The organism is Streptomyces odontotermitis, from assembly GCF_050510915.1.
In the GTDB taxonomy this organism is placed as follows: Bacteria; Actinomycetota; Actinomycetes; order Streptomycetales; family Streptomycetaceae; genus Streptomyces.
The window spans coordinates 24,750-43,253 of the sequence record NZ_JBNJLS010000017.1 but is presented as its reverse complement, the minus strand read 5'-3'; the positions used below and the strand labels follow the sequence as shown (position 1 = coordinate 43,253).

Sequence of the window (18,504 nt, the reverse complement as noted above, 5' to 3'; positions counted from 1 at the left end):
CCCTTCCGCCGGAAGCCCGGTCATCGGGGTTTCGCCGGGGGCGGAACCCTGATCACTGCCGTACGGGAGCCATGGCTCCTACCCTGAGAGGGTGACAAGCCACGCGCCGTACCAGTCGGACTCGCCGGACCGAGCCGCCCGGATCATCCCCCTGCGCCCGGCCACGGGCCCGCACCGCCTGACCCGGAAGCCCCAGAAGCTCGGGCAGCCCGGGCGGCACGGGCAGCACGGGCAGCCCGCTGAGCCCTCGGGGGATGAGGCCAAGAAGCCTTCGAGGGAACCGCTGTGGCGGGACCTGGTGGGCGACGTCCTGCGCCGTGAACGGAAGGCGCAGAAGCGGACGTTGAAGGAGGTGGCCGAGGCCGCCCGCATCTCGATGCCGTACCTCTCGGAGGTCGAGCGCGGCCTCAAGGAGGCGTCTTCCGAGGTCCTGGCGGCCGCGGCCCAGGCGCTCGGCCTGAGCCTGGCCGACCTCCTGGGCCTGGTCCAGGGCGACTTGGTGAGCCTGACGCAGGCGCGGTACGACCGCCGCGACCGTGCGGCGGCCCCGCGTACGTCGGTGACCCGCACGTCGCTCTCGCGCACCCCGGCCTCCCGCACCTCGGTCTCGCCCACCTCCGTGTCCCGCACACCCGTGTCCCGCTCCCGTCAGGGAGAGGTCAGGCTCTCGCTGGTGGCGTGACGACGGTGGCTCTCAGGCGGCATACGTGCCGGCGGCGACCCCGCCCCCCAACTGCCGCCTGCTGAGCACCTGGTCGGCGACCCCGTACGCCACCGCTTCCTCGGCGGTCAGGATCTTGTCCCGGTCCATGTCGGCGCGCAGCGTCCCGGTGTCGTGCCCGGTGTGCCGTCCGAGCACCTCCTCGACCTGGGCCCGGATCCGCATCATCTCCTTGGCCTGGAGGCTGAGGTCGGACGCGGTGCCCTGTGACCCCCCGCTCGCGGGCTGCCCGAGCAGCACCCGCGCGTGTTCGAGCACGAACCGCCGCCCCGGGTCGCCCCCGGCGAGCAGCACGGCCGCGGTGGAGGCGGCCTGCCCCACGCAGAAGGTGGAGATGGGGGCGCTGATGAAGGACATCGTGTCGTAGATGGCCATCAGTGAAGTGAAGGAGCCACCGGGCGAGTTGATGTAGATGGCGATCTCGCGCTCGGGGCTCTCGGACTCCAGATGCAGCAGCTGGGCGATGACGACGTTGGCGACGCCGTCGTCGATCTCGGTCCCGAGGAAGATGATCCGCTCGTTCAGGAGCCGGCTGAAGACGTCGTAGGACCGCTCGCCCTGCGGGGTGCGCTCGACGACGTTGGGAATGGTGTAACTGCCCATGGCTCTCAGACCCCCAGTCCGATACGCGGCTTGTTCCCCGCCGCGGGCCGCACGTCGGCCAGCGACTCGACGACCCGGTCGACCATCCCGTACTCCTTTGCCTGCTCGGCCGTGAACCACCGGTCGCGGTCCCCGTCCCGCGAAATGGTCTCGGCCGTCTGGCCGGTGTGCTCGGCGGTGATCCGCTCGATGGTCGTCTTCGCGAACTCCAGGTTCTCCGCCTGAATGGCGATGTCGGCGGTCGTCCCGCCGATCCCCCCGGACGGCTGGTGCATCATGATCCGCGCGTTGGGCAGCGCGAACCGCTTCCCCGCGGTCCCCACGGTGAGCAGGAACTGCCCCATGCTGGCGGCGAATCCCATGGCCAGGGTGGACACGTCGTTCGGGATGAGCCGCATGGTGTCGTAGATCGCGAGGCCCGCGGTCACGGACCCGCCCGGGCTGTTGATGTACAGGCTGATGTCGGTCCGCGGATCCTCGGCGGACAGCAGCAGCATCTGCGCGCACACCCGGTTCGCGGACACCTCGTCGACCTGGGTGCCGAGGAACACGATGCGCTGGGCGAGCAGTTGGGCCGCGAGATGATCGTCGAACCGAGAGGGCGCCGTGTCCCCTTCCTCGGCCCGCGGGCCGGACCCGCGTCCCCAGCCGCGGTCTTCGTTCAGTGGAGCCATCGCTACGGACCTCCTCCGCGCAGTGGGGCGGCACTGTCACCGCCACCGTCCCCACCACTGTCGACGCGGAGCGCCGCCACCGTAAGGGATCTCTGCCGGGGGCAGATCTGCTGTGGGCAGACCGGGCGGAGTGGGCGGAGTGGGCGGAGGAGCACCGGCGCCCGGCCCGGCCCGGCACCGGCGCTCAGAGCCCGTCCGGGCGGCCCGACAGCCACCCCCGGTACCGCTCGCGCAGCCGGTCCCGCTCCCCGGGCGTGGCGAGGATGACGTCGGCGCCACCGTCGTACGGATGGTGGATGCGGCGCAGCCCCGTGTCCGTGACGAACACCCTGGCGAGGGTGTCATCGGCGACGGCGCGCAACAACCCGTCGGCACAGCCGCGCCGCCAGGGCCGCCGGTCGGCGTACAGGCGCGTGTACGTGTGGAACTCGGGGTCGGGATCGCTCTCGTCCGCCTCGGTCCACCAGCGGACACCGCCGGGATGGAGCGACTCCCGCGCCGAGGCGTGCCCGGCGGCTCCGGCGGGCGTGGACGCCCAGTCCGCGGTCACGACGAACACGGCCTGCCCCGCGAAGAGTTCGTCGAGTACGTCGTTGTACCGCCCGAGCACGACCGCGTACTCGTCCTCCGACTCCGGATACCGCTTCGCCCCGGGAAGACTGTGGAACCGCACCCAGCGCTCCGCGTACGTCGTGCGGAAGGTGTGGGCGACGGGGGGCGCGGAGGGGTGCCGGGCCCGCCACAACTCCCTTTCTAGCACGGCGGATTCGCCTCAGCACATGCCTGCCGGTGACGCTCCCGCACCACGTCGAGGAAGACCGAGCGCAGGTCGTCTCTCGTGCTGCCGCGAGTCTTGACGGCGTGGCAGTTCGGGCACAGGGCGATCATCTGGCTCGGGTGGTCGCGGCCGTCGCCCGCGATGTCGACGATGTGGTCGACCTCCAGAATCGGGCCGCCGGTGTCCGTCACGTCGTCGGGCTGACCGCCGCACCCCGGGTTCTCGCAGAGCCCTTCACTGCGGATGAGCACCGCCCGCCGGGCCGACCCCGACCGGATGGGGTCTCGGGAGACGCCCGCACGCCGACGTCCGCGCTGAGACTCCTCGCGGCGCTCCACGAGACTGCACAGTCGTTCATACTGTGCGGCCGAGGCGACCGGATCCACCGCGGAAGAAGCCGTGGAAGTACTCTCCGGACCACCGTGCAGGTCATCGGCGACCGACTCCTCGTACAGGCCGACCGCCTGGAGGAGCGGAGTCTCGTCGAGGCCGTCGAAGAATCGCTCCGTGATCGCCTGAATCACGGCGACGCGGGCCTGCCCGGAGACTCGCATGAGTTCGTGCACCGGCTCGACCAGGCCGCCGGCCGGCTGCTGTGCGGCGAACCAGCGACGAGGCACGGCATCGCCGTGCGCGGGCGGGACGGTCCCCTCGTAGTCGTGGAGCGACCACAGCCCGGCGTGGTACAGCGCCAGGACCGGGTAGTCGGGCCGGGGCCGCTCGCCCCGGAGGCCGCATCGCTCCAGCAGCCCGCTCAGGGATGTGCTCGTCTCCCTCCAGGACAGGGTGCGGGGCTCGCTGCGCAGCGCTCGTCCGATCGCCCACAGGAGGGCGATCGGCTGGTAGAGGCGGGGGCCGCCCTCCGCGTGAGCGACGCGGAGGTGGGCGATGCGGTCGACCAGACCGTCGGGGTCCGCTTCGGTGACCGCCCTCTGGGACACCACCTGGAACCCGAGCGCACCGAGCAGCTTCGCCGCGTGATCACGGCCACCGGAAAACTCCGAGGCCGCGAGCGGAGCCTGCCCGGCAAGGTGGCCATGGGCGGCTCCGACGACGGCTTTGGAGTCATAGAAGCGATCGTCGACGACCAGCAGATACGCACGAGACGCCTTGAAGCCGTACCGGCGCAGAAAGACGTCCCGGCCGAGCCGGTCGAACTCCTCGACGGCCCTCAGCACTTCCTGTCTGCCTATGTCGCCCAGCGCCATGCCACCCACGATAAACGGGCCACCGCCCGCCCTCAGGACTCAGTCCCGCACCCCCAAGTCCTCCCGCATCAACCTCCGCATCCCCGCCAGCGGCACCTCCGCCGCCTTGAGGTCGAGCAGCGCGGCCTGCGCCGACTCGCCCTCCCTCGGGACGCCCCGGTCGATCCGCTTGGCCACCGCGTCCATGCCCGCGAGGACCTTGTTCAGCTCGCGCGAGGCCGCGAGGATCCGCTCCGGGACGATCATCTGGGCCTCGGCGTAGCGGTCCCGGAAGTCCCGGCGGGCCTCTTCGAGGTGGGTGCGGTCCTCGTCGGTGTAGACGCCGTCGCGGAGGCGGTGCAGGGCGTCCTTGAGGAGGGTGTGGAACAGCTCGGAGGCGCGGTTCATCGCCGTGTACGCGGCCCTGCGCTCCTCGAACGTCCGCCGCCGCTCGGCGAGTTGCGCCTCGGCGGCCCGCTCCCGCGCGTTGAAGCGCTGCGGCAGCAGGGCACCGAGCAGCGCGCCGCCCACCCCTGCCGCCGCGGTGATCGCGGCCGCTATCGCTTCTGCCATACGGGGACCCTAGCGGCGCCCGCCACCCACACCTCGCCCACACCTCCCCCGCACCAGGGCCGACCCGCACCAGGGCCGACCCGCACCACGTCCGGACCCACACCCCGGCCGGAGTGAGCACTCACTCCACTCTTGACGGAGTGAGTGCTCACTCCGTAGCGTGGACGCATGACGCCGAAAGCAGAGACGAACCCAGCGAAGGAAGAACCCCGGCGGCGGGCTCCCGGCATGAGCCCCGAGCAGCGCCGCGCGATGATCGTCGCCGCCGCGCTGCCCCTCGTCGCCGAGTACGGCGGCGCCGTCACCACCGGGCAGATCGCGCGGGCCGCCGGGATCGGGGAGGCCACGATCTTCCGGGCGTTCAAGGACAAGGACGAGGTCCTGGACGCCGTGGTGGCGGCGGCCGTGAGTCCGGAGCACGTGGTGCGCGAGCTCGCTTCCGTACCGCTCGACCAGCCGCTCCGGGAGCGCCTCACCGAGGCCGCCGAAGCCCTGCGGGCCCACCTCGAGCGCATGGGCGCCGTCGTCGGCGGGCTGCACGCCTCAGGGCGCCGCCGCGGCCGCGCCGACCGCGAGGAGCCGCCGCGCGACAACCGCCGGGAGTTCGGCCGGGCCTTGCGCGACGGCCTCGCCGACCTCCTCGAACCCGACCGCGACGCCCTCCGCCTGCCCCCCGAGAAGATCGCGGGCATCTTCCTCGGCATGCTCTTCACCCAACTCCCCGGCAGCAGCGACGAGTTGGACCCGGCCACCGCGGATCTCATCGACGTACTCCTGGACGGGTCGCTGAAGAGGCTGGAGGCCACCGCGTGACCGTTTCCCTCAACCACACCATCGTCCCGGCCCGCGACCACCGGGCCGCCGCCCGCTTCTTCGCCGATGTCATGGGCCTCGAAGCGCTGCCGCCCGCCGGCCGGAACGGGCACTTCGCACCGGTCCGCGTCAATGAGTCCCTGACGCTCGACTTCATGGCGACGGGCGCCGACGTCGACGGGCACCATCTCGCCTTCGACGTCGACCCAGGCACGTTCGACGGCATCCTGGAGCGCGTCCGGCGCCTCGGCGTCCCGTACGGGAGCTCCCCGCTCGAACCCGACAACGGCCGCATCGACCATCCCCTGTGCCCCCGCGGCCTGTTCTTCACCGACGACGCCCACAACCTCTTCGAGGTCATGTCGCCCGCGTAGGACCCGCGCAGGACCCGCGTGGGACCCGCGCAGGAAGGGAGTTCAGGCCGCTACGGCTGGTACGGGGGCGCCGCGCCCCAGTTCCACGCCGGGACCGGCTGGTCCGTGGGGCGGGTCGCGTCGGGGCCCGAGAAGCAGACCGCCAGACGGGTGCCCCACTCCACGTAGGCGACGAAGGCCGAGCGGAACTCCGCGTCCGTCGGGAGGCCCGCCTCGTCCGCCGCGTCCTGGATCAGGTTGACCCAGCGGCGGCGCTGCGGCTCCGTGATGGACTTGCCGAAGTGCTGGGCGACCATGTGCGCGTGGCCGCCGCTGCCGCCACTGCCGCCGTGACCGTCCGAGTAGGCCGTGGGGCCGCCGAAGACCTCGCCCAGCCACAGGGCGACGTGCTCGGCGTGCTCGGGCGGGAGGTCCGCGAAGAGCGGGGAGAGCAGGTCGTCCCGCAGGACCTTCTCGTAGAAGATCCCGGTGAGCCGCGTGAAGGACTCCGCGCCGCCCGCCCAGGCGTACAGCGTCGGCGTGGACGCGCCCGTGCCGCGCACCGCCGTCGGCGTGTAGTGGCGCATCTCCTCGATGTTCTCGACGTACGGGCGGATGTGCGCGAAGAACTCCTTGAAGCGCTCCGAGCCCCGGAAGCCCTCCATGTGGTCCTTGGTGGAGGTCCAGGTGATGCGCAGGACGTAGTGCTCGAAGTCCTCCTCGCAGCGCGTCAGTTCATAGTCGACGCACTCCGGCGCCGCGGCCAGCGGCACCGCGGCATGCGTGTAGGCGGCCAGGAACTCGGCGGAGCGCTCCGCGGGGATGCGGTAGCGGATGTACTCGACGGTGCGCGGGGGCGTGGTGGTCATGGGGCGTCGGTGTCCTCTTCCGTGGAAGGCGGAGCGGGAGGCGGGCTGAGGGGAGGAGCCGGTGCGCTGTTCGCTCCCCAGTCCCACAGCGCCTGCAGGACCGGGCCCAGCTCGCGGCCCCTGGGCGTGAGTTCGTACGTGACCGTGGAGGGCCAGCCGGGGGTACGGGTGCGCCGGGCCACTCCGGCCGAAACCAGCTGGGCCAGCCGCTCCGCGAGCACCTTGTCCGACAACTCCGTTAGGGCGGAGGCCAGTTCGCTGTACGCATAGGCGCCGCCCCGCAGCATTTCGCGCACCACGAGCGTCGTCCAGCGCCCGCGCAGCACCGCCAGGGTCACCTCGACCGGGCAGCCGGGGTCGGGGGCCGTGACCCGCGCCCGGGGATCGTCGGGCAATCCCGGATCGGGCAGCCTCTGAGCCCCGTGAGCCCCGTGAGCCCCGTGAGGCTCGTGAGACCCGTGAGGCTCGTGAGCCCCGTAAGGCTCGTAAGACCCGTGGCTCACCGTTCGGTGAGCCGCGACGGTCCCTCCTACCGTGGCCCCCATGTCTGTTCCCACGCCTACGCCTACGCCCACGCCCACGCCCACGCCTTCCACTGTCCCGCCTGCCCTTCCCGCTCTGCCCACCCGCCCCGAAGACGTCCCCGCCGCGTTCGCCGAGCGCTTCAACAGCGGCGACCCGCGCGCCGTGCGTGAACTGTACGAGGACCACGCCGCCTTCGTTCCCGAGTCGGGGGACGCCGTGCACGGCGGCGCGCGCATCGCCGAGGCGAACGCGCCCTTCCTCGGCCTCGGCCTGCCGATCTCCGTGCGCCCCCGGCAGGTGCACGTCGCCGGTGACGTCGCGCTCCTCGTCGTCGACTGGGAGATCGCGGGTGCCGTGCGCGCCACCGCCACGGACGTGGCTCGGCGCGGCGCCGACGGGTACTGGCGATATGTGATCGACAGTCCCTTCGGAGTCGCCGCCGCACCGCCGCCTTCGGACGGTCAACCCTCTCCGCCGGAGGGCTACTTGCCGTAGTACGCCCCGCCGCCAGCGCCACCGCCACAGCCGCCGCGACGGCCGCCCCGCCCGCTGTCCTCACTTGTCTGCGCAACTCTCCCCCTGGAGACGAGATTTCGGGGATCTCCCCTGCATCTGCCCGCTGCAGGAAGTGAGTTCCGCTCAGTACTGAGGAGATGGTGACGTGCCCGTCAGCGAGGCGTCCGGCCCCGCGAGCCGCCCCTCCCGGACCGTCACGACCCGCGGCACCCGGCGGGCGATCGCGCGGTCGTCCGTGACCAGCACATAGGTCAGTCCGTGCTCCCGCCAGGCGCCGTCGAGCAGCTCCATGACCTCGTCGCGCGCGGCCGGGTCGAGATCGCCGGCGGGCTCGTCGGCGAGCAGCACCTTCGGGCGCTTGACCAGCGCGCGGGCGATCGCAACCCTCCGCTGCTGACCATCCGTGAGCTCGGCGGGCAGCCGGCGGCGGCGCGCCGCGAGACCCACCGACTCCAGGGCGTCGGCGGCCCGTTCGCGGCGGGCGGCGGGCCCGAGGCCGAGCGGCACGAGCGCCGTCTCGACGTTCTCCTCGGCGCTGAGCGTGGGGACGAGCCCGAAGGACCGGAGGACGAACCCGATCGACTCGGCGCGCACCCGGCTGAGCCGGGCCTCGGGCAGCGCGGCCAGGTCGGTCCCGTCGAGTTCGACGCGGCCCGCCGTGGGCCGGTCGAGCCCGCCGAGCACCTGGAGGAGCGTGGACTTGCCGCCTCCGGCCGGGCCCTGGACGACGAGCCGGTCGCCGTCGCCGACGACCAGGTCCACGCCCGCGAGCGCGTCGACCGTGCCCTCGCCCCGGCGGTACTGCTTGGTGACGCCGCTGAGCTGGTACATGGCCGCGAAGGTAGGAGAGCGCGATGACGAAGGCTTAAGGCGGTGCTGAGAGCGCCATGAGAAACGCGAGCGGCCCGCATCTCCACCGAGATGCGGGCCGCTGCCTACGTCCTACGGAAGCCGCAGCGTACGTCGTACGGAAAGCCGCAGCGTACGTCCTGCGGAAAACAGCCGGCCTAGACGGCCGAACCCGCCTTCCACTGCGCCCAGTCCATGTTCCAGCCGTTCAGGCCGTTGTCCGGGGCGACGGTCTTGTCGCCGGTGTTGCGGATGTCGACGACGTCACCGGTGATGGAGTTGTCGTAGAACCAGGCACCCGGCGTGTTCTTGTCGCCCGCGCCCTTGGCGTCCTGGAGGCCGACGCAGCCGTGGCTGGTGTTGGCCGTGCCGAAGATGCCCTTGCCCCAGTAGTTGCCGTGGATGAAGGTGCCGGAGTTCGACAGGCGCATGGCGTGCGGGACGTCCTTGATGTCGTACTCGCCCTTGCCGTCGTCGTCGGTGAAGCCCACCGTCGCGCCGTTCATCCGGGTCTCCTTGAACTTCTCGGAGATCACCATCTGGCCCTTGTACGTCTTGTTCTCGGGCGAACCGGCGGAGATCGGGATGGTCTTGACGACCTTGCCGTCCCGCGTGACCTTCATGGTCTTGGTCTTGGCGTCGACGATCGAGACCTGGTTGCGCCCGATCTTGAAGGTGACGGTCTTCTCTTGGACGCCGGTGACCCCGTCGGCCCCCTCGACGCCGTCGAGGTCCAGCTTCAGCGTGACCGTGGAGTTGCTCTTCCAGTACTCCTGGGGCCGGATGTCCAGGCGGTTGTTGCCGAACCAGTGGCCGACGACTTCCTGGTTGCTGGTGGAGCTGACCTTGATGTGGGACTGAACGTCCTTCTTGTTGGTGATCGCCTTGTCGAAGTTGATCGACACCGGCATACCCACGCCGACGGTCGAGCCGTCCTCCGGGGTGAAGTTCGCGATGAAGCTGTTGGCCTGCGAGACGGTCGTGAACGACGAGTTCTCGTGCGCCTTGCGGCCGTCGGAGTCCTTGGCGGTGGCGACGATGGTGTACTTCGTTGCCCGCTCCAGCTGCTTGGCGGGCTTCCAGCTCTTCTTGTCGCCGGATATCTGCCCGGAGACGACGGTCCCGGCGTCGGTCTTCATCGTGACGTCGGTCAGGGTGCCGTCGCTCACGGTGACCTTGGCGTCACTGTTGATGCTCGCGTTGTCGGAGCCGTTCTTCGGCGAGATCTTGATCTGCGCGGCGGAGGTCTTCTTGGCCGCGGCCTCGTCGACCTGGTTCTGCGACTCCTTGCCGCCGGAACCGCCGTCGTCGCCGTCGCTGCTGCAGGCCGAGAGCACCAGGACGCCGCCGACCAGGGCGGACACGGCCGCTATCCCCTTGTGCCGACCGGTGCGCCGAACGCGCGGGCGCCTACTGTCCGTCATCACACGCTTCTCCATCGTTGCCGAATCCCCAACCCCGAGAGTCCCCGCAACCCCGCATAACGCATTGCCGGATCATCCCGTTCCATTACTGCCGAAGATGTGGGGAACGCCACGTCGTGCGATGCCCCGGTGACGGCCGTGCACCCCTGAGACGACGGAACCCCAGGCGCCGGTTGCCGCACCTGGGGTCACGTCCACCTCACGGGCGACTCAGACCGACCCCGAGCGCACTCCCCGCGCCTCTTCCTGCTCTTCGGCCTCTTCTGCTTCTTCCGCTTCTTCTGCTTCGCGTACGTCTTCTGCGTACCCCATTGCGTCTTCGTCTCCCTCATCATCCTCGTCGGGATCCCAGTCGGGCGAATCAGGGTCGTAGTCGATCAGTTCGCTGCTCCAGGACGCCTGGGTGAGCTCCACCCCCGGGATGTCGCTCACCAGGTCGAAGGGGTCGACGAGATAGGCGAGCGCCTCGGCCTCGTCCTCCTTCACGGCGGCCTCGGCGTGGACGCGCTCCTCGGCGGGCATGTGCTCGTCCTCGCCGATCCGCCGCAGGGCGGCGCCGGTCACCCCGCCTCCGCCGCCGCCCTCGCGCACCTCGACGACCATTTCGACGCGCAGCCGCACAAACCGTGACGTGTCTTCTCCAGTCATGCCCCGGAGCGTAGGGCCCACGTGAGCCGCGACTTTCCCGCGACCCGCGCCTTTCACTAGCATCAGCCCTCACGGTCAATTCGCCAGCGCCACAAGGGGGATCCATCTCCGTGACCGCACGCCGATCGCTGCTCACCACCGCCGCCGCCGGGGCCCTCCTGGCAGCGATGTGGTTCGTCCCGTCCGCCAACGCGACGGCGACGCACCCGTCCGCACAGCACGAGCAGCGCGTACGCACGGTGGCGGCCGCTTCGGACGACGCCCCGGACGCCCCGGACGCCCCGGACGAGGCTTCGGGCCGGGCCGCCCACGAGCGGAGCGAGCAGACCGCGACCGCGCCGGACGGCCGCCTCGCCGACACCGGCACGGGCGTCGACACCACCCCGTACGTGATCGGCGGCACGGCGTTCCTGGGCCTGGGCGCGGGGTTCGTGGCGTTCTCGGTGCGCCGGGACCGGACCGGGCCGGCAACTGCCCGCTGACCGGCGCCACTTGAACTCACCCGCCATGCCCCCGGCTCCGGCCCCGTCCACACCCCCGCCCCCGTCCCGGGCCGCCCGGCGCCGCCGTATCGCCCTGGGCGCCGCGGTCGTCGCCCTCGCGGCGGCCGCCGCCATCGCCTACGAGTACGCGGCCTCGCCCGCCCGCGACCTCAAGGCAGCCCCGCGCGCCCACTCCGCCGCGTGCGCCCGGCTCGCCGCCGCCTTCCCCGACCGGCTCGCCGACGCGGACCGCGACTCCACCGACGTAGCGGGCGCCGCCGTGTGGGGCGACGGCGCGGTCACCGTCCGCTGCGGCCTGCCCACGCCCCTGCCCACCGGCGACCCCTGCTCCGAGGTCGACGGCGTGGACTGGGTCTGGCGCGCCCGGCAGGACGAGCCGGACAGCAGGCTCCTGATCACATACGGGCGCTCACCGGCCGTCGAGGTCCGCGTGGACACCCGGCACGCGGCCCCCGACGCCGTCCTGATCGACCTGAGCCGCCTGGTCAAGCCGATCCGCCAGGTCCGCGAGTGCCTCTAGGGCCTGTCCGGCGGATCAGGCCGCAGATGTGCGTGCCAGACCCCGCGACCGCGGCAGGATCCGCCGGACAGGTCCTAGCGCCCCGCGCGTGCGGCTAGAAGTTGTTCTTCAGCGCCCGCAGCCCCGCCTTGTCCCACTTCGTGTACTCCCCCGCGTGCGCCTTCGTCCGCGCCACGCTCCCGCCCTTGCCCATCGCGTAGCCGCCGTTGGGCGAGCACAGCACCGGCAGGTCCTTGCTGCTGTTCGTCGCGCACTCGTACTTGTCGGCCGTCCTGTTCGCGTCGCGCCCGTCCACGTTCGGGTGGTCGAGGCCGACCGCGTGCCCCAGCTCGTGGCTCACCAGGTTGGAGAACCGCCACGGGTCGATCTTGTAGATCTCCGGCATCCAGTACTCGCTGTCGATCCAGATCCAGCCGCCCCACGCGCTGTGGTTGGCGCTCGCCGCGCACGGCCAGGTCCGGGACATGCCGCGCTTGTGACCGGGGTACGGGCGCCAGCGCAGGCCCACCACGATGACGTGGCGCTCGGCGCTCGCGCAGGAGCTCTCCGCGCGGTGATAGCCCTTGGCCACCGTGAACTTGGTGCCCGTGATCTCGGTCAGCTGTGCCGCCGAGCGCTTGAGGTCCCTCCGCAGCTGTGCCTCCGCCGCCTTGTTCCGCGCCGGGGTGAGCCGGTTGGACGAGGTGGGCTTCACCAGCTTGATGACGTACGGGTCGGGGCTCAGCGACTGGATGCCCTGGTCGGTCAGGATCTTCCACCCGGTGCCCCGGTACACGTCCGGTTCGGCGTGGGCCGGGAATCCGACCACCGCGGCGAGACCGACGGCGGCGGCGGACGCGGCAAGCACGCGGGTGCTCTTCTTCACGGTGACTGGCTCCTCAGTCCGGGGGACACGACCGCCCCATCATCCCGGCCCGCCCCAACAACTCCCCAACACCCCATCCCTCAAAGGAGGAAGAGGCCCTCACCTCCGCTCGAACACCACGTCCCGAGCCGTCCCCAGCGCCGTCGCCACCGCGCCGAGCACCACCGCGTCCTCCCCCAACTCCCCCGGCACGATGCGCGGCCGCAGCGGCGTCAGCTCCCGCAGCGCCGCCCGCATGGGGTCGAGCAGCAGGTCCACGCTGTGGCCGACGCCGCCGCCGAGCACGACCAGATCGGGGTCGAGCACGGCGCTCGCCGCCGCCACCGTGTGGGCGATGCGCTCCGCCTCCAGGCCCACCGCCTTGACCGCCGCCGCGTCCCCGGCCCGCGCGGCCTCGAACACGGCCTTCGCGGTCAACTGGCCGCCCACGAGCCCGAACCGGCGCGCGGACTCCACCACCGCGACCCCCGAGACCGCGTCCTCCAGGGTGTCGGGCCCCGTCCCCCGCCCGCCCCAGGGCAGCAGCCCGATCTCCCCCGCACCCCCGTGCGCCCCCGTGAACAGGCGCCCCGCGCTCACCACGCCCATCCCGAGCCCGGTGCCGATCATGATGTACGCGAAGAGGCGGCTGCCCGCGCCCACCCCGAAGGCGTACTCGCCGAGCGCCGCGAGGTTCGCGTCGTTGTGCACCTCCAGGGGGACGCCGAGCCGCTCGCTCATCCCGTCGAAAAGGCCCGCGCGGCCCCAGCCGGGCAGGTGGTTGGCGTAGCGGACCCGGCGCCGCTCCGGGTCGTAGACGCCGGGCGTGCCGACCACCGCGTGCGCGACCCGCCCCCCGGGGACGCCGGACTCGTCGGTCACCCGGCGGCAGGTGTCGACCACGAGGTCGGCGAGGGCCGCGGACGTACGGGCCTTGTTGCGCACGTCGGCCCGGCTCACCACGTCCCCGTCCAGGTCCGCGAGGGCCACCCGCAGCCAGCCCCGCCCGATGTCCACCCCGAGGGCGTACCCGGCCGCCGGGTCGGGGGCGTACAGGACGGCGACGCGGCCGCGCTCGGGGGCGTGCGTGCCGGCCTCGCGGACCAGCCCCGCGGCCTCCAGTGCGGCGAGCGCGCTCGACACCGTCGGCTTCGACAGGCCGGTGTCGCGGGCGAGTTGGGCGCGGGACGCGGGCCCCGCGGCGCGCAGGCGGTCGAGCAGCAGCCGCTCGTTGGTGTCCCGCAGCCGCCGCCGGTTCCAGGTTCGCTGCTCCGCGCCGCCGCGGGCGCCGTGGTCATTGCCGGGCATCGGCCCATTCTCGTACGTCATTCACGCCCTCTTGACGCACATAGTAAGTCTCCTTAACTTTATCGCCCAGGCGTCGCCGGCCACCCCTTCCCCCGCCTCTGGAGGCCCCATGTCCGCACCCGGAAAGCCTCCTTCCTCCGCGGAGAAGGGCAGCGGCTTCGTCCGCCGGGTGGGGCCCTTCCAGGCCACCGCCATCAACATGAGCCAGATGTGCGGCATCGGCCCCTTCGTCACGATCCCGCTGATGGTCGCCGCGTTCGGCGGTCCGCAGGCCGTCATCGGCTTTCTCGCGGGCGCGCTGCTCGCGCTCGCCGACGGGCTCATCTGGGCCGAGCTGGGCTCCTCGATGCCGGGCTCCGGCGGGAGTTACGTCTATCTGCGGCAGGCGTTCCAGTACCGGACGGGCCGCCTCATGCCGTTCCTCTTCGTGTGGACGGCGATGCTGTTCATCCCGCTCGCGATGTCCACCGGGATCGTCGGCTTCGTGCAGTATCTGGGCTATCTGGCCCCGGACCTGGGGCAGACGTCCGGCGATCTGATCGGGCTCGGCGTGATCGCGCTCGTGGTCGCGCTGCTGTGGCGGGGCGTCGAGCACATCGCGCGCCTGTCCACCGCGATGTGGGTCGTCATGATCGCCTCGGTGAGCCTCGTCATCCTCGCGGCGTTCACGCACTTCAGCGCGGACCGGGCCTTCACCTACCCCGCGCACGCCTTCGAGCTGACCAGCAACCACTTCTGGATCGGCTTCGCCGGGGGCCTGACCATCGGCATCTACGACTACCTCGGCTACAACACCGCCGCCTACATGGGCGCCGAGGTCAGGAATCCGGGCCGCACGCTGCCCCGCTCCATCATCTTCTCGATCCTCGGCATCATGGCGATCTATCTGCTCCTTCAGATCGGCACGCTCGGCGTCATCGACTGGCAGCGGATGACCGACCCGGGCGACATCGCCTCGACCTCCGTGGCCTCGGCGGTCCTCGAAGAGACCTGGGGCAAGGGCGCCGCCGACGTGGTCACGGTGCTCATCCTGATCACCGCCTTCGCCTCGGTCTTCGCGGGCCTGCTCGGCGGCTCCCGGGTGCCCTACGACGCGGCGCGCGACCGCGTCTTCTTCCGCCCGTACGCGAAGCTGCACCCCCGCCACCGCTTCCCGATGCTGGGGCTCGCGACGATGGGCGTGGTGACGGCGGTCGGCTTCCTCATCGGGCGGCACACCGACCTCGCCACCCTGATCCAGCTCCTGACCACCGTCATGGTGATCGTCCAGGCCCTCGCCCAGATCGTCGCCGTGACCGTGCTGCGCCGCCGCCAGCCCACCCTCCGCCGCCCCTACCGGATGTGGCTGTACCCGCTGCCGAGCCTGGTCGCCCTCGTCGGCTGGCTCGTCATCTACGGGTACGCCGACAAGAACTCGCCGGGCCGCCACCCCATCGAGTGGTCCCTGGCCTGGGTGGCGCTCGGCTGCGCGGCGTTCGCGGTGTGGGCGCGGTTCGAGAAGGTGTGGCCGTTCGGGCCCAAGGAGATCAGCGAGGACTTCCTCGAGCCCGAACCGCCCACGGAGAAGGCGGGCAGCCCCGCCTAGGGCCCGCCCGCCGAGAAGGCGGGCGGCACCCGGCTCCTCCTAGGCCAGCGGACCCGTCACCGGCTCAACCGCCGCGACCAGGGCGCCCGTTCGCACGAACTCCTCCGCCTGCGCGAGGTCGGGCGCGAGGAAGCGGTCCGGGCCAGGACCCTCGACGCCCGCCTTGCGCACCGCTTCGAGCACGGCGCGGGTCGCGGGGGCCGGGGTCAGGGCGGGCGACTGGCAGCGCAGCTCGACGGCGCGCGTGGCCGCGTACAGCTCGACGGCCACGATCCGGGTCAGGTTGGCGACGGCCGTGCGCAGCTTGCGGGCGGCGGACCAGCCCATCGAGACGTGGTCCTCCTGCATCGCGGAGGACGGGATGGAGTCGGCGGAGGCGGGCACCGCGAGCCGCTTCATCTCGCTCACCAGGGCGGCCTGCGTGTACTGGGCGATCATCAGGCCCGAGTCGACACCGGCGTCGTCGGCGAGGAACGGCGGCAGCCCGTGCGAACGGTTCTTGTCGAGCAGCCGGTCGGTGCGGCGCTCGGCGATCGAGCCCAGGTCCGCCGCGGCGATCGCGAGGAAGTCCAGGACGTACGCGACCGGGGCGCCGTGGAAGTTGCCGTTGGACTCGACGCGGCCGTCGGGCAGCACGACGGGGTTGTCCACGGCGGCGGCCAGCTCGCGCTCGGCGACCAGGCGGGCGTGCGCCATGGTGTCCCGGCCCGCGCCCGCGACCTGCGGGGCACAGCGCACCGAGTACGCGTCCTGGACGCGCGGCGCGTCGTCCTGGTGGTGGCCCGTGAGACCCGAACCGGCAAGGACGGCAAGCATGTTGGCGGCCGAGTCGGCCTGCCCCGGGTGCGGGCGGATGGCGTGCAGCTCGGGCGCGAGGACCTTGTCGGTGCCGAGCAGGGCCTCCAGGGAGAGGGCCGCGGTGATGTCGGCGGACTTGTAGAGGGTGTCGAGGTCGGCGAGCGCCATGACCAGCATGCCGAGCATGCCGTCGGTGCCGTTGAGGAGCGCGAGCCCCTCCTTCTCGCGCAGCTCGACGGGGGTGATGCCGTGCGCCGCGAGCAGCTCCCCGGCGGGCCGGACCTCTCCGTTCGGACCCTCCGCGTCGCCCTCGCCCATGAGCGTGAGCGCGCAGTGGCTGAGCGGGGCGAGGTCGCCGGAGCAGCCGAGCGAGCCGTACTCGTGGACGACCGGGGTGATCCCGGCGTTGAGGACGTCGGCCATGGTCTGCGCGACCTCGGGGCGCACTCCGGTGTGCCCCGAACAGACGGTCTTGAGACGCAGGAACATCAGCGCGCGCACCACCTCGCGCTCGACGCGCGGCCCCATCCCGGCGGCGTGCGAGCGCACGATGTTGCGCTGCAGCTGTGCCCGCAGGTCGGGGCCGATGTGCCGGGTGGCGAGGGCGCCGAAGCCGGTCGAGACGCCGTAGACCGGCTCGGGCTTGGCGGCCAGGGCGTCGACGATCTCGCGCGCGGCGGCGAGGCCGGAGCGGGCCTCGTCCGTCAGCTCGATGCGCGCGTTGTCGCGGGCGACGGCGATGACGTCGGCCGCGGTCGTCCCGGTCGTCCCAAGGGCCACAGTGTGCATATCCATATTCAGCAGCGTACGGATTGAATCGGTGCGTGTCACGGGTGGGTTGGGTTCGGACCTCTTACCGGTGAGGGCCTGGCGGTGGGGCGGGGTGGGGACGCGGCGGTATGTCCGTCCTCGAAACGCCTCGGGCGCCGAACGAGTACACAAGTACTGGCCTGGGTGGGGTGCTGTACTGCGGGCGGACATACCGCCGCGTCCCCACCCCTTGCGCCGTCGCCCGTCTGCAGGCCGTCTCCCTTCGGTCCCGGGGTGTGTGTCTTTTAGCCCGTCCGGCGTTTGAGGACGAGGCGCGTTCAGCGCCGATGGGGGGTCTGGGGGCGCAGCCCCCGGGTGGGCGCCCCCAGGGGCGACGGAGTCGCCGTATCGGGAAGGGGCGGGATTGGGGAAAAGCCCCCGGCAGGGGCGACCCGCACCCTCACAACGCCCCCCGCCCCCGGAACCGCCTCCGCTCCCCCTCACCACCCCGCTCCGACGCCGCGTCCGCGAGCCGGACCACGGGGTCGCTCTCCCCGCCCTGCCCCTCCCGCCCCGCGACCACCGGCTTGACCGAGCGGGCCGCCTTCGCCCGGTACTGCGCCGCATCCGCGAGCCGGAACAGCCGGCGAGCGGACCGCACCGCCCCGATCGGGTCGTCCGTCGACGCCACCCCGCACGCGACCCCCTCACCCAGCTCCAACTCGGCCGCCCGCACGCACAGTTCATCGGCGACCCGCACCACCTCGTCGGCCGAGGGCCCCACCGAGAGCAGACAGAACTCGTCGCCGCCGAGCCGTGCGGCCACCGTCCCGGGCAGCATCGCCCCGCACAGTGAGAGCACCGAGCCGAACCGTTCGAGCAGCCGGTCGCCGACGGCGTGGCCGAGGGTGTCGTTGACCCGCTTCAGCCCGTTGACGTCGCAGATGACGAGGGAGACGGGGACGCCGTCCTGCCGGTGCCGCTCCACCGCCTCGTCCAGGCGCAGATCGACGGCGCGGCGGTTGGCGAGCCCTGTCAGGGCGTCCGTGAAGGCGAGCCGACGGGCCTCTTCGAGCCGCTCGGTCTGCGCGATCCCGGCGGCGACGACGGCCGCGAGCACGGTCGCGAAGTCGGCGTCCGCGCGGTCGAAGACGGGCGCCCCCACGGGCCGCGCCACATAGAGCTCGCCCCAGGCCCGGCCGTGCAGCACGATGGGCGCGACCACGCAGCAGCCGCGGCCGCGGCGGCGCAGGGCGGCCACGCGCTGATGGCAGTACCCGGCGGAGCCGACACCCCCCGGCCCCCGCGCGGTCTCGACCCACGCGTGCGGCTCGCCGCCCCCGGCCCAGCGCTCGTGCAGGAACTCGGTGATCTCCGGGAACTGGTGCACCGGATAGGACTCCGCCTCGGGGAACTCGTCCTCCCCCTCGGCCCGTTCGCCCACGTTCACCAGGACCCGGAGCCGCCCCAGGTCCCGCTCCCACACGGACAGCGCGGCGAAGCTCCCCGCGAGGGCGTGCCGGGCACCCTGCGCGGCCGCGCGCCAGGACTCCCGTGGAGTGTGCGCGGCGGCCATCCCCTGCGCCAGCTCCACGACGGCCCGCAGCCGGACATCCTCACCCATTACCCCAGGTTAGGAGGTTTACGGAGATTTAGGGCACTC

21 protein-coding genes are annotated in these 18,504 nt (G+C 72.1%); 7 read left to right on the top strand and 14 right to left on the bottom strand.

What is annotated here, in order from left to right:
• Positions 1-91 precede the first annotated feature (91 nt).
• A complete protein-coding gene (locus tag ACQB60_RS33585) occupies positions 92-682 on the top strand; it encodes a helix-turn-helix domain-containing protein (RefSeq protein WP_496929887.1) in 591 nt (196 codons plus the stop codon).
• Between the two features lie 12 nt (positions 683-694).
• Here the strand turns inward: ACQB60_RS33585 and ACQB60_RS33580 are convergent, their stop codons facing one another.
• The 5 genes from ACQB60_RS33580 to ACQB60_RS33560 form a co-directional block, all read right to left on the bottom strand.
• On the bottom strand, positions 695-1,324 hold the full coding sequence (locus ACQB60_RS33580; protein WP_496929886.1) for a ClpP family protease: 630 nt from the start codon (positions 1,322-1,324) through the stop codon (positions 695-697).
• Between the two features lie 5 nt (positions 1,325-1,329).
• A complete protein-coding gene (locus ACQB60_RS33575; RefSeq protein ID WP_496929885.1) occupies positions 1,330-1,998 on the bottom strand; it encodes an ATP-dependent Clp protease proteolytic subunit in 669 nt (222 codons plus the stop codon).
• A 184-nt stretch (positions 1,999-2,182) separates the two neighbouring features.
• The gene (locus tag ACQB60_RS33570; RefSeq protein ID WP_496929884.1) at positions 2,183-2,758 is read right to left on the bottom strand and encodes a DUF3885 domain-containing protein; all 576 of its coding nucleotides are present in this window, start codon (positions 2,756-2,758) and stop codon (positions 2,183-2,185) included.
• Complete coding sequence (locus tag ACQB60_RS33565) at positions 2,752-3,984, bottom strand: HNH endonuclease signature motif containing protein (RefSeq protein WP_496929883.1); 1,233 nt, start codon at positions 3,982-3,984, stop codon at positions 2,752-2,754. Before ACQB60_RS33565 ends, ACQB60_RS33570 begins: the two co-directional genes overlap by 7 nt.
• A gap of 39 nt (positions 3,985-4,023) precedes the next feature.
• The gene (locus ACQB60_RS33560) at positions 4,024-4,536 is read right to left on the bottom strand and encodes a hypothetical protein (protein ID WP_496929882.1); all 513 of its coding nucleotides are present in this window, start codon (positions 4,534-4,536) and stop codon (positions 4,024-4,026) included.
• A 252-nt stretch (positions 4,537-4,788) separates the two neighbouring features.
• On the opposite strand from ACQB60_RS33560, the gene ACQB60_RS33555 reads away from it, so the two are divergent.
• Together ACQB60_RS33555 and ACQB60_RS33550 are read left to right on the top strand one after the other, a co-directional pair.
• The gene (locus tag ACQB60_RS33555) at positions 4,789-5,349 is read left to right on the top strand and encodes a TetR/AcrR family transcriptional regulator (RefSeq protein WP_496930031.1); all 561 of its coding nucleotides are present in this window, start codon (positions 4,789-4,791) and stop codon (positions 5,347-5,349) included.
• Entirely contained in the window at positions 5,346-5,723 is a 378-nt protein-coding gene (locus ACQB60_RS33550; RefSeq protein ID WP_496929881.1) for a VOC family protein, read from the top strand. The genes ACQB60_RS33555 and ACQB60_RS33550 overlap by 4 nt, the downstream gene beginning before the upstream one ends.
• A gap of 50 nt (positions 5,724-5,773) precedes the next feature.
• Here the strand turns inward: ACQB60_RS33550 and ACQB60_RS33545 are convergent, their stop codons facing one another.
• Both ACQB60_RS33545 and ACQB60_RS33540 read right to left on the bottom strand, forming a co-directional pair.
• Complete coding sequence (locus tag ACQB60_RS33545; protein ID WP_496929880.1) at positions 5,774-6,571, bottom strand: group II truncated hemoglobin; 798 nt, start codon at positions 6,569-6,571, stop codon at positions 5,774-5,776.
• On the bottom strand, positions 6,568-6,966 hold the full coding sequence (locus ACQB60_RS33540; RefSeq protein WP_496929879.1) for a winged helix-turn-helix transcriptional regulator: 399 nt from the start codon (positions 6,964-6,966) through the stop codon (positions 6,568-6,570). Before ACQB60_RS33540 ends, ACQB60_RS33545 begins: the two co-directional genes overlap by 4 nt.
• A gap of 148 nt (positions 6,967-7,114) precedes the next feature.
• Between ACQB60_RS33540 and ACQB60_RS33535 the strand changes: the two genes are divergently transcribed.
• The gene (locus tag ACQB60_RS33535; RefSeq protein ID WP_496929878.1) at positions 7,115-7,591 is read left to right on the top strand and encodes a YybH family protein; all 477 of its coding nucleotides are present in this window, start codon (positions 7,115-7,117) and stop codon (positions 7,589-7,591) included.
• 144 nt (positions 7,592-7,735) lie between these two features.
• Here ACQB60_RS33535 and ACQB60_RS33530 read toward each other — a convergent pair whose 3' ends face one another.
• From ACQB60_RS33530 to ACQB60_RS33520, 3 genes are all read right to left on the bottom strand, one after another.
• On the bottom strand, positions 7,736-8,443 hold the full coding sequence (locus ACQB60_RS33530; protein ID WP_496929877.1) for an ABC transporter ATP-binding protein: 708 nt from the start codon (positions 8,441-8,443) through the stop codon (positions 7,736-7,738).
• Positions 8,444-8,619: 176 nt separating this feature from the next.
• Positions 8,620-9,885, bottom strand: coding sequence for a L,D-transpeptidase (locus ACQB60_RS33525; protein WP_496929876.1), 1,266 nt, complete (start codon positions 9,883-9,885; stop codon positions 8,620-8,622).
• Between the two features lie 210 nt (positions 9,886-10,095).
• Positions 10,096-10,533 carry a hypothetical protein gene (locus tag ACQB60_RS33520; RefSeq protein WP_496929875.1) on the bottom strand — a complete coding sequence of 146 codons (438 nt, stop codon included), beginning with the start codon at positions 10,531-10,533 and terminating at the stop codon, positions 10,096-10,098.
• A 104-nt stretch (positions 10,534-10,637) separates the two neighbouring features.
• Between ACQB60_RS33520 and ACQB60_RS33515 the strand changes: the two genes are divergently transcribed.
• Together ACQB60_RS33515 and ACQB60_RS33510 are read left to right on the top strand one after the other, a co-directional pair.
• On the top strand, positions 10,638-11,015 hold the full coding sequence (locus ACQB60_RS33515) for a hypothetical protein (protein ID WP_496930030.1): 378 nt from the start codon (positions 10,638-10,640) through the stop codon (positions 11,013-11,015).
• Between the two features lie 25 nt (positions 11,016-11,040).
• Positions 11,041-11,556 (top strand): DUF3515 family protein, encoded by a 516-nt coding sequence (locus ACQB60_RS33510; RefSeq protein WP_496929874.1) that lies wholly within the window; start codon positions 11,041-11,043, stop codon positions 11,554-11,556.
• Positions 11,557-11,650: 94 nt separating this feature from the next.
• On the opposite strand, the gene ACQB60_RS33505 is transcribed toward ACQB60_RS33510, so the two are convergent.
• Positions 11,651-12,421, bottom strand: a complete 771-nt coding sequence (locus ACQB60_RS33505) for a zinc metalloprotease (RefSeq protein ID WP_496929873.1) — start codon at positions 12,419-12,421, stop codon at positions 11,651-11,653.
• 99 nt (positions 12,422-12,520) lie between these two features.
• Positions 12,521-13,708, bottom strand: coding sequence for an ROK family protein (locus ACQB60_RS33500; RefSeq protein WP_496929872.1), 1,188 nt, complete (start codon positions 13,706-13,708; stop codon positions 12,521-12,523).
• Between the two features lie 109 nt (positions 13,709-13,817).
• Here ACQB60_RS33500 and ACQB60_RS33495 point away from each other — a divergent pair, with 109 nt between their 5' ends.
• Positions 13,818-15,293, top strand: a complete 1,476-nt coding sequence (locus tag ACQB60_RS33495) for an APC family permease (protein ID WP_496929871.1) — start codon at positions 13,818-13,820, stop codon at positions 15,291-15,293.
• Between the two features lie 39 nt (positions 15,294-15,332).
• Here ACQB60_RS33495 and hutH read toward each other — a convergent pair whose 3' ends face one another.
• Positions 15,333-16,880 carry a histidine ammonia-lyase gene (hutH, locus tag ACQB60_RS33490; RefSeq protein ID WP_496930029.1) on the bottom strand — a complete coding sequence of 516 codons (1,548 nt, stop codon included), beginning with the start codon at positions 16,878-16,880 and terminating at the stop codon, positions 15,333-15,335.
• A gap of 421 nt (positions 16,881-17,301) precedes the next feature.
• Entirely contained in the window at positions 17,302-18,465 is a 1,164-nt protein-coding gene (locus tag ACQB60_RS33485; protein ID WP_496929870.1) for a GGDEF domain-containing protein, read from the bottom strand.
• Positions 18,466-18,504: the final 39 nt, after the last annotated feature.

Bases quoted from the DNA above. Each gene is read 5' to 3' on its own strand.
- ACQB60_RS33495 (WP_496929871.1), top strand. From the start codon at position 13,818: ATGTCCGCACCCGGAAAGCCTCCTTCCTCCGCGGAGAAGGGCAGCGGC.
- ACQB60_RS33525 (WP_496929876.1), bottom strand. From the start codon at position 9,885: ATGACGGACAGTAGGCGCCCGCGCGTTCGGCGCACCGGTCGGCACAAG.
- ACQB60_RS33560 (WP_496929882.1), bottom strand. From the start codon at position 4,536: ATGGCAGAAGCGATAGCGGCCGCGATCACCGCGGCGGCAGGGGTGGGC.
- ACQB60_RS33520 (WP_496929875.1), bottom strand. From the start codon at position 10,533: ATGACTGGAGAAGACACGTCACGGTTTGTGCGGCTGCGCGTCGAAATG.
- ACQB60_RS33565 (WP_496929883.1), bottom strand. From the start codon at position 3,984: ATGGCGCTGGGCGACATAGGCAGACAGGAAGTGCTGAGGGCCGTCGAG.
- ACQB60_RS33530 (WP_496929877.1), bottom strand. From the start codon at position 8,443: ATGTACCAGCTCAGCGGCGTCACCAAGCAGTACCGCCGGGGCGAGGGC.
- ACQB60_RS33500 (WP_496929872.1), bottom strand. From the start codon at position 13,708: ATGCCCGGCAATGACCACGGCGCCCGCGGCGGCGCGGAGCAGCGAACC.
- ACQB60_RS33485 (WP_496929870.1), bottom strand. From the start codon at position 18,465: ATGGGTGAGGATGTCCGGCTGCGGGCCGTCGTGGAGCTGGCGCAGGGG.
- ACQB60_RS33580 (WP_496929886.1), bottom strand. From the start codon at position 1,324: ATGGGCAGTTACACCATTCCCAACGTCGTCGAGCGCACCCCGCAGGGC.
- ACQB60_RS33555 (WP_496930031.1), top strand. From the start codon at position 4,789: ATGATCGTCGCCGCCGCGCTGCCCCTCGTCGCCGAGTACGGCGGCGCC.
- ACQB60_RS33575 (WP_496929885.1), bottom strand. From the start codon at position 1,998: ATGGCTCCACTGAACGAAGACCGCGGCTGGGGACGCGGGTCCGGCCCG.
- ACQB60_RS33535 (WP_496929878.1), top strand. From the start codon at position 7,115: ATGTCTGTTCCCACGCCTACGCCTACGCCCACGCCCACGCCCACGCCT.
- ACQB60_RS33510 (WP_496929874.1), top strand. From the start codon at position 11,041: ATGCCCCCGGCTCCGGCCCCGTCCACACCCCCGCCCCCGTCCCGGGCC.
- ACQB60_RS33545 (WP_496929880.1), bottom strand. From the start codon at position 6,571: ATGACCACCACGCCCCCGCGCACCGTCGAGTACATCCGCTACCGCATC.
- hutH (WP_496930029.1), bottom strand. From the start codon at position 16,880: ATGCACACTGTGGCCCTTGGGACGACCGGGACGACCGCGGCCGACGTC.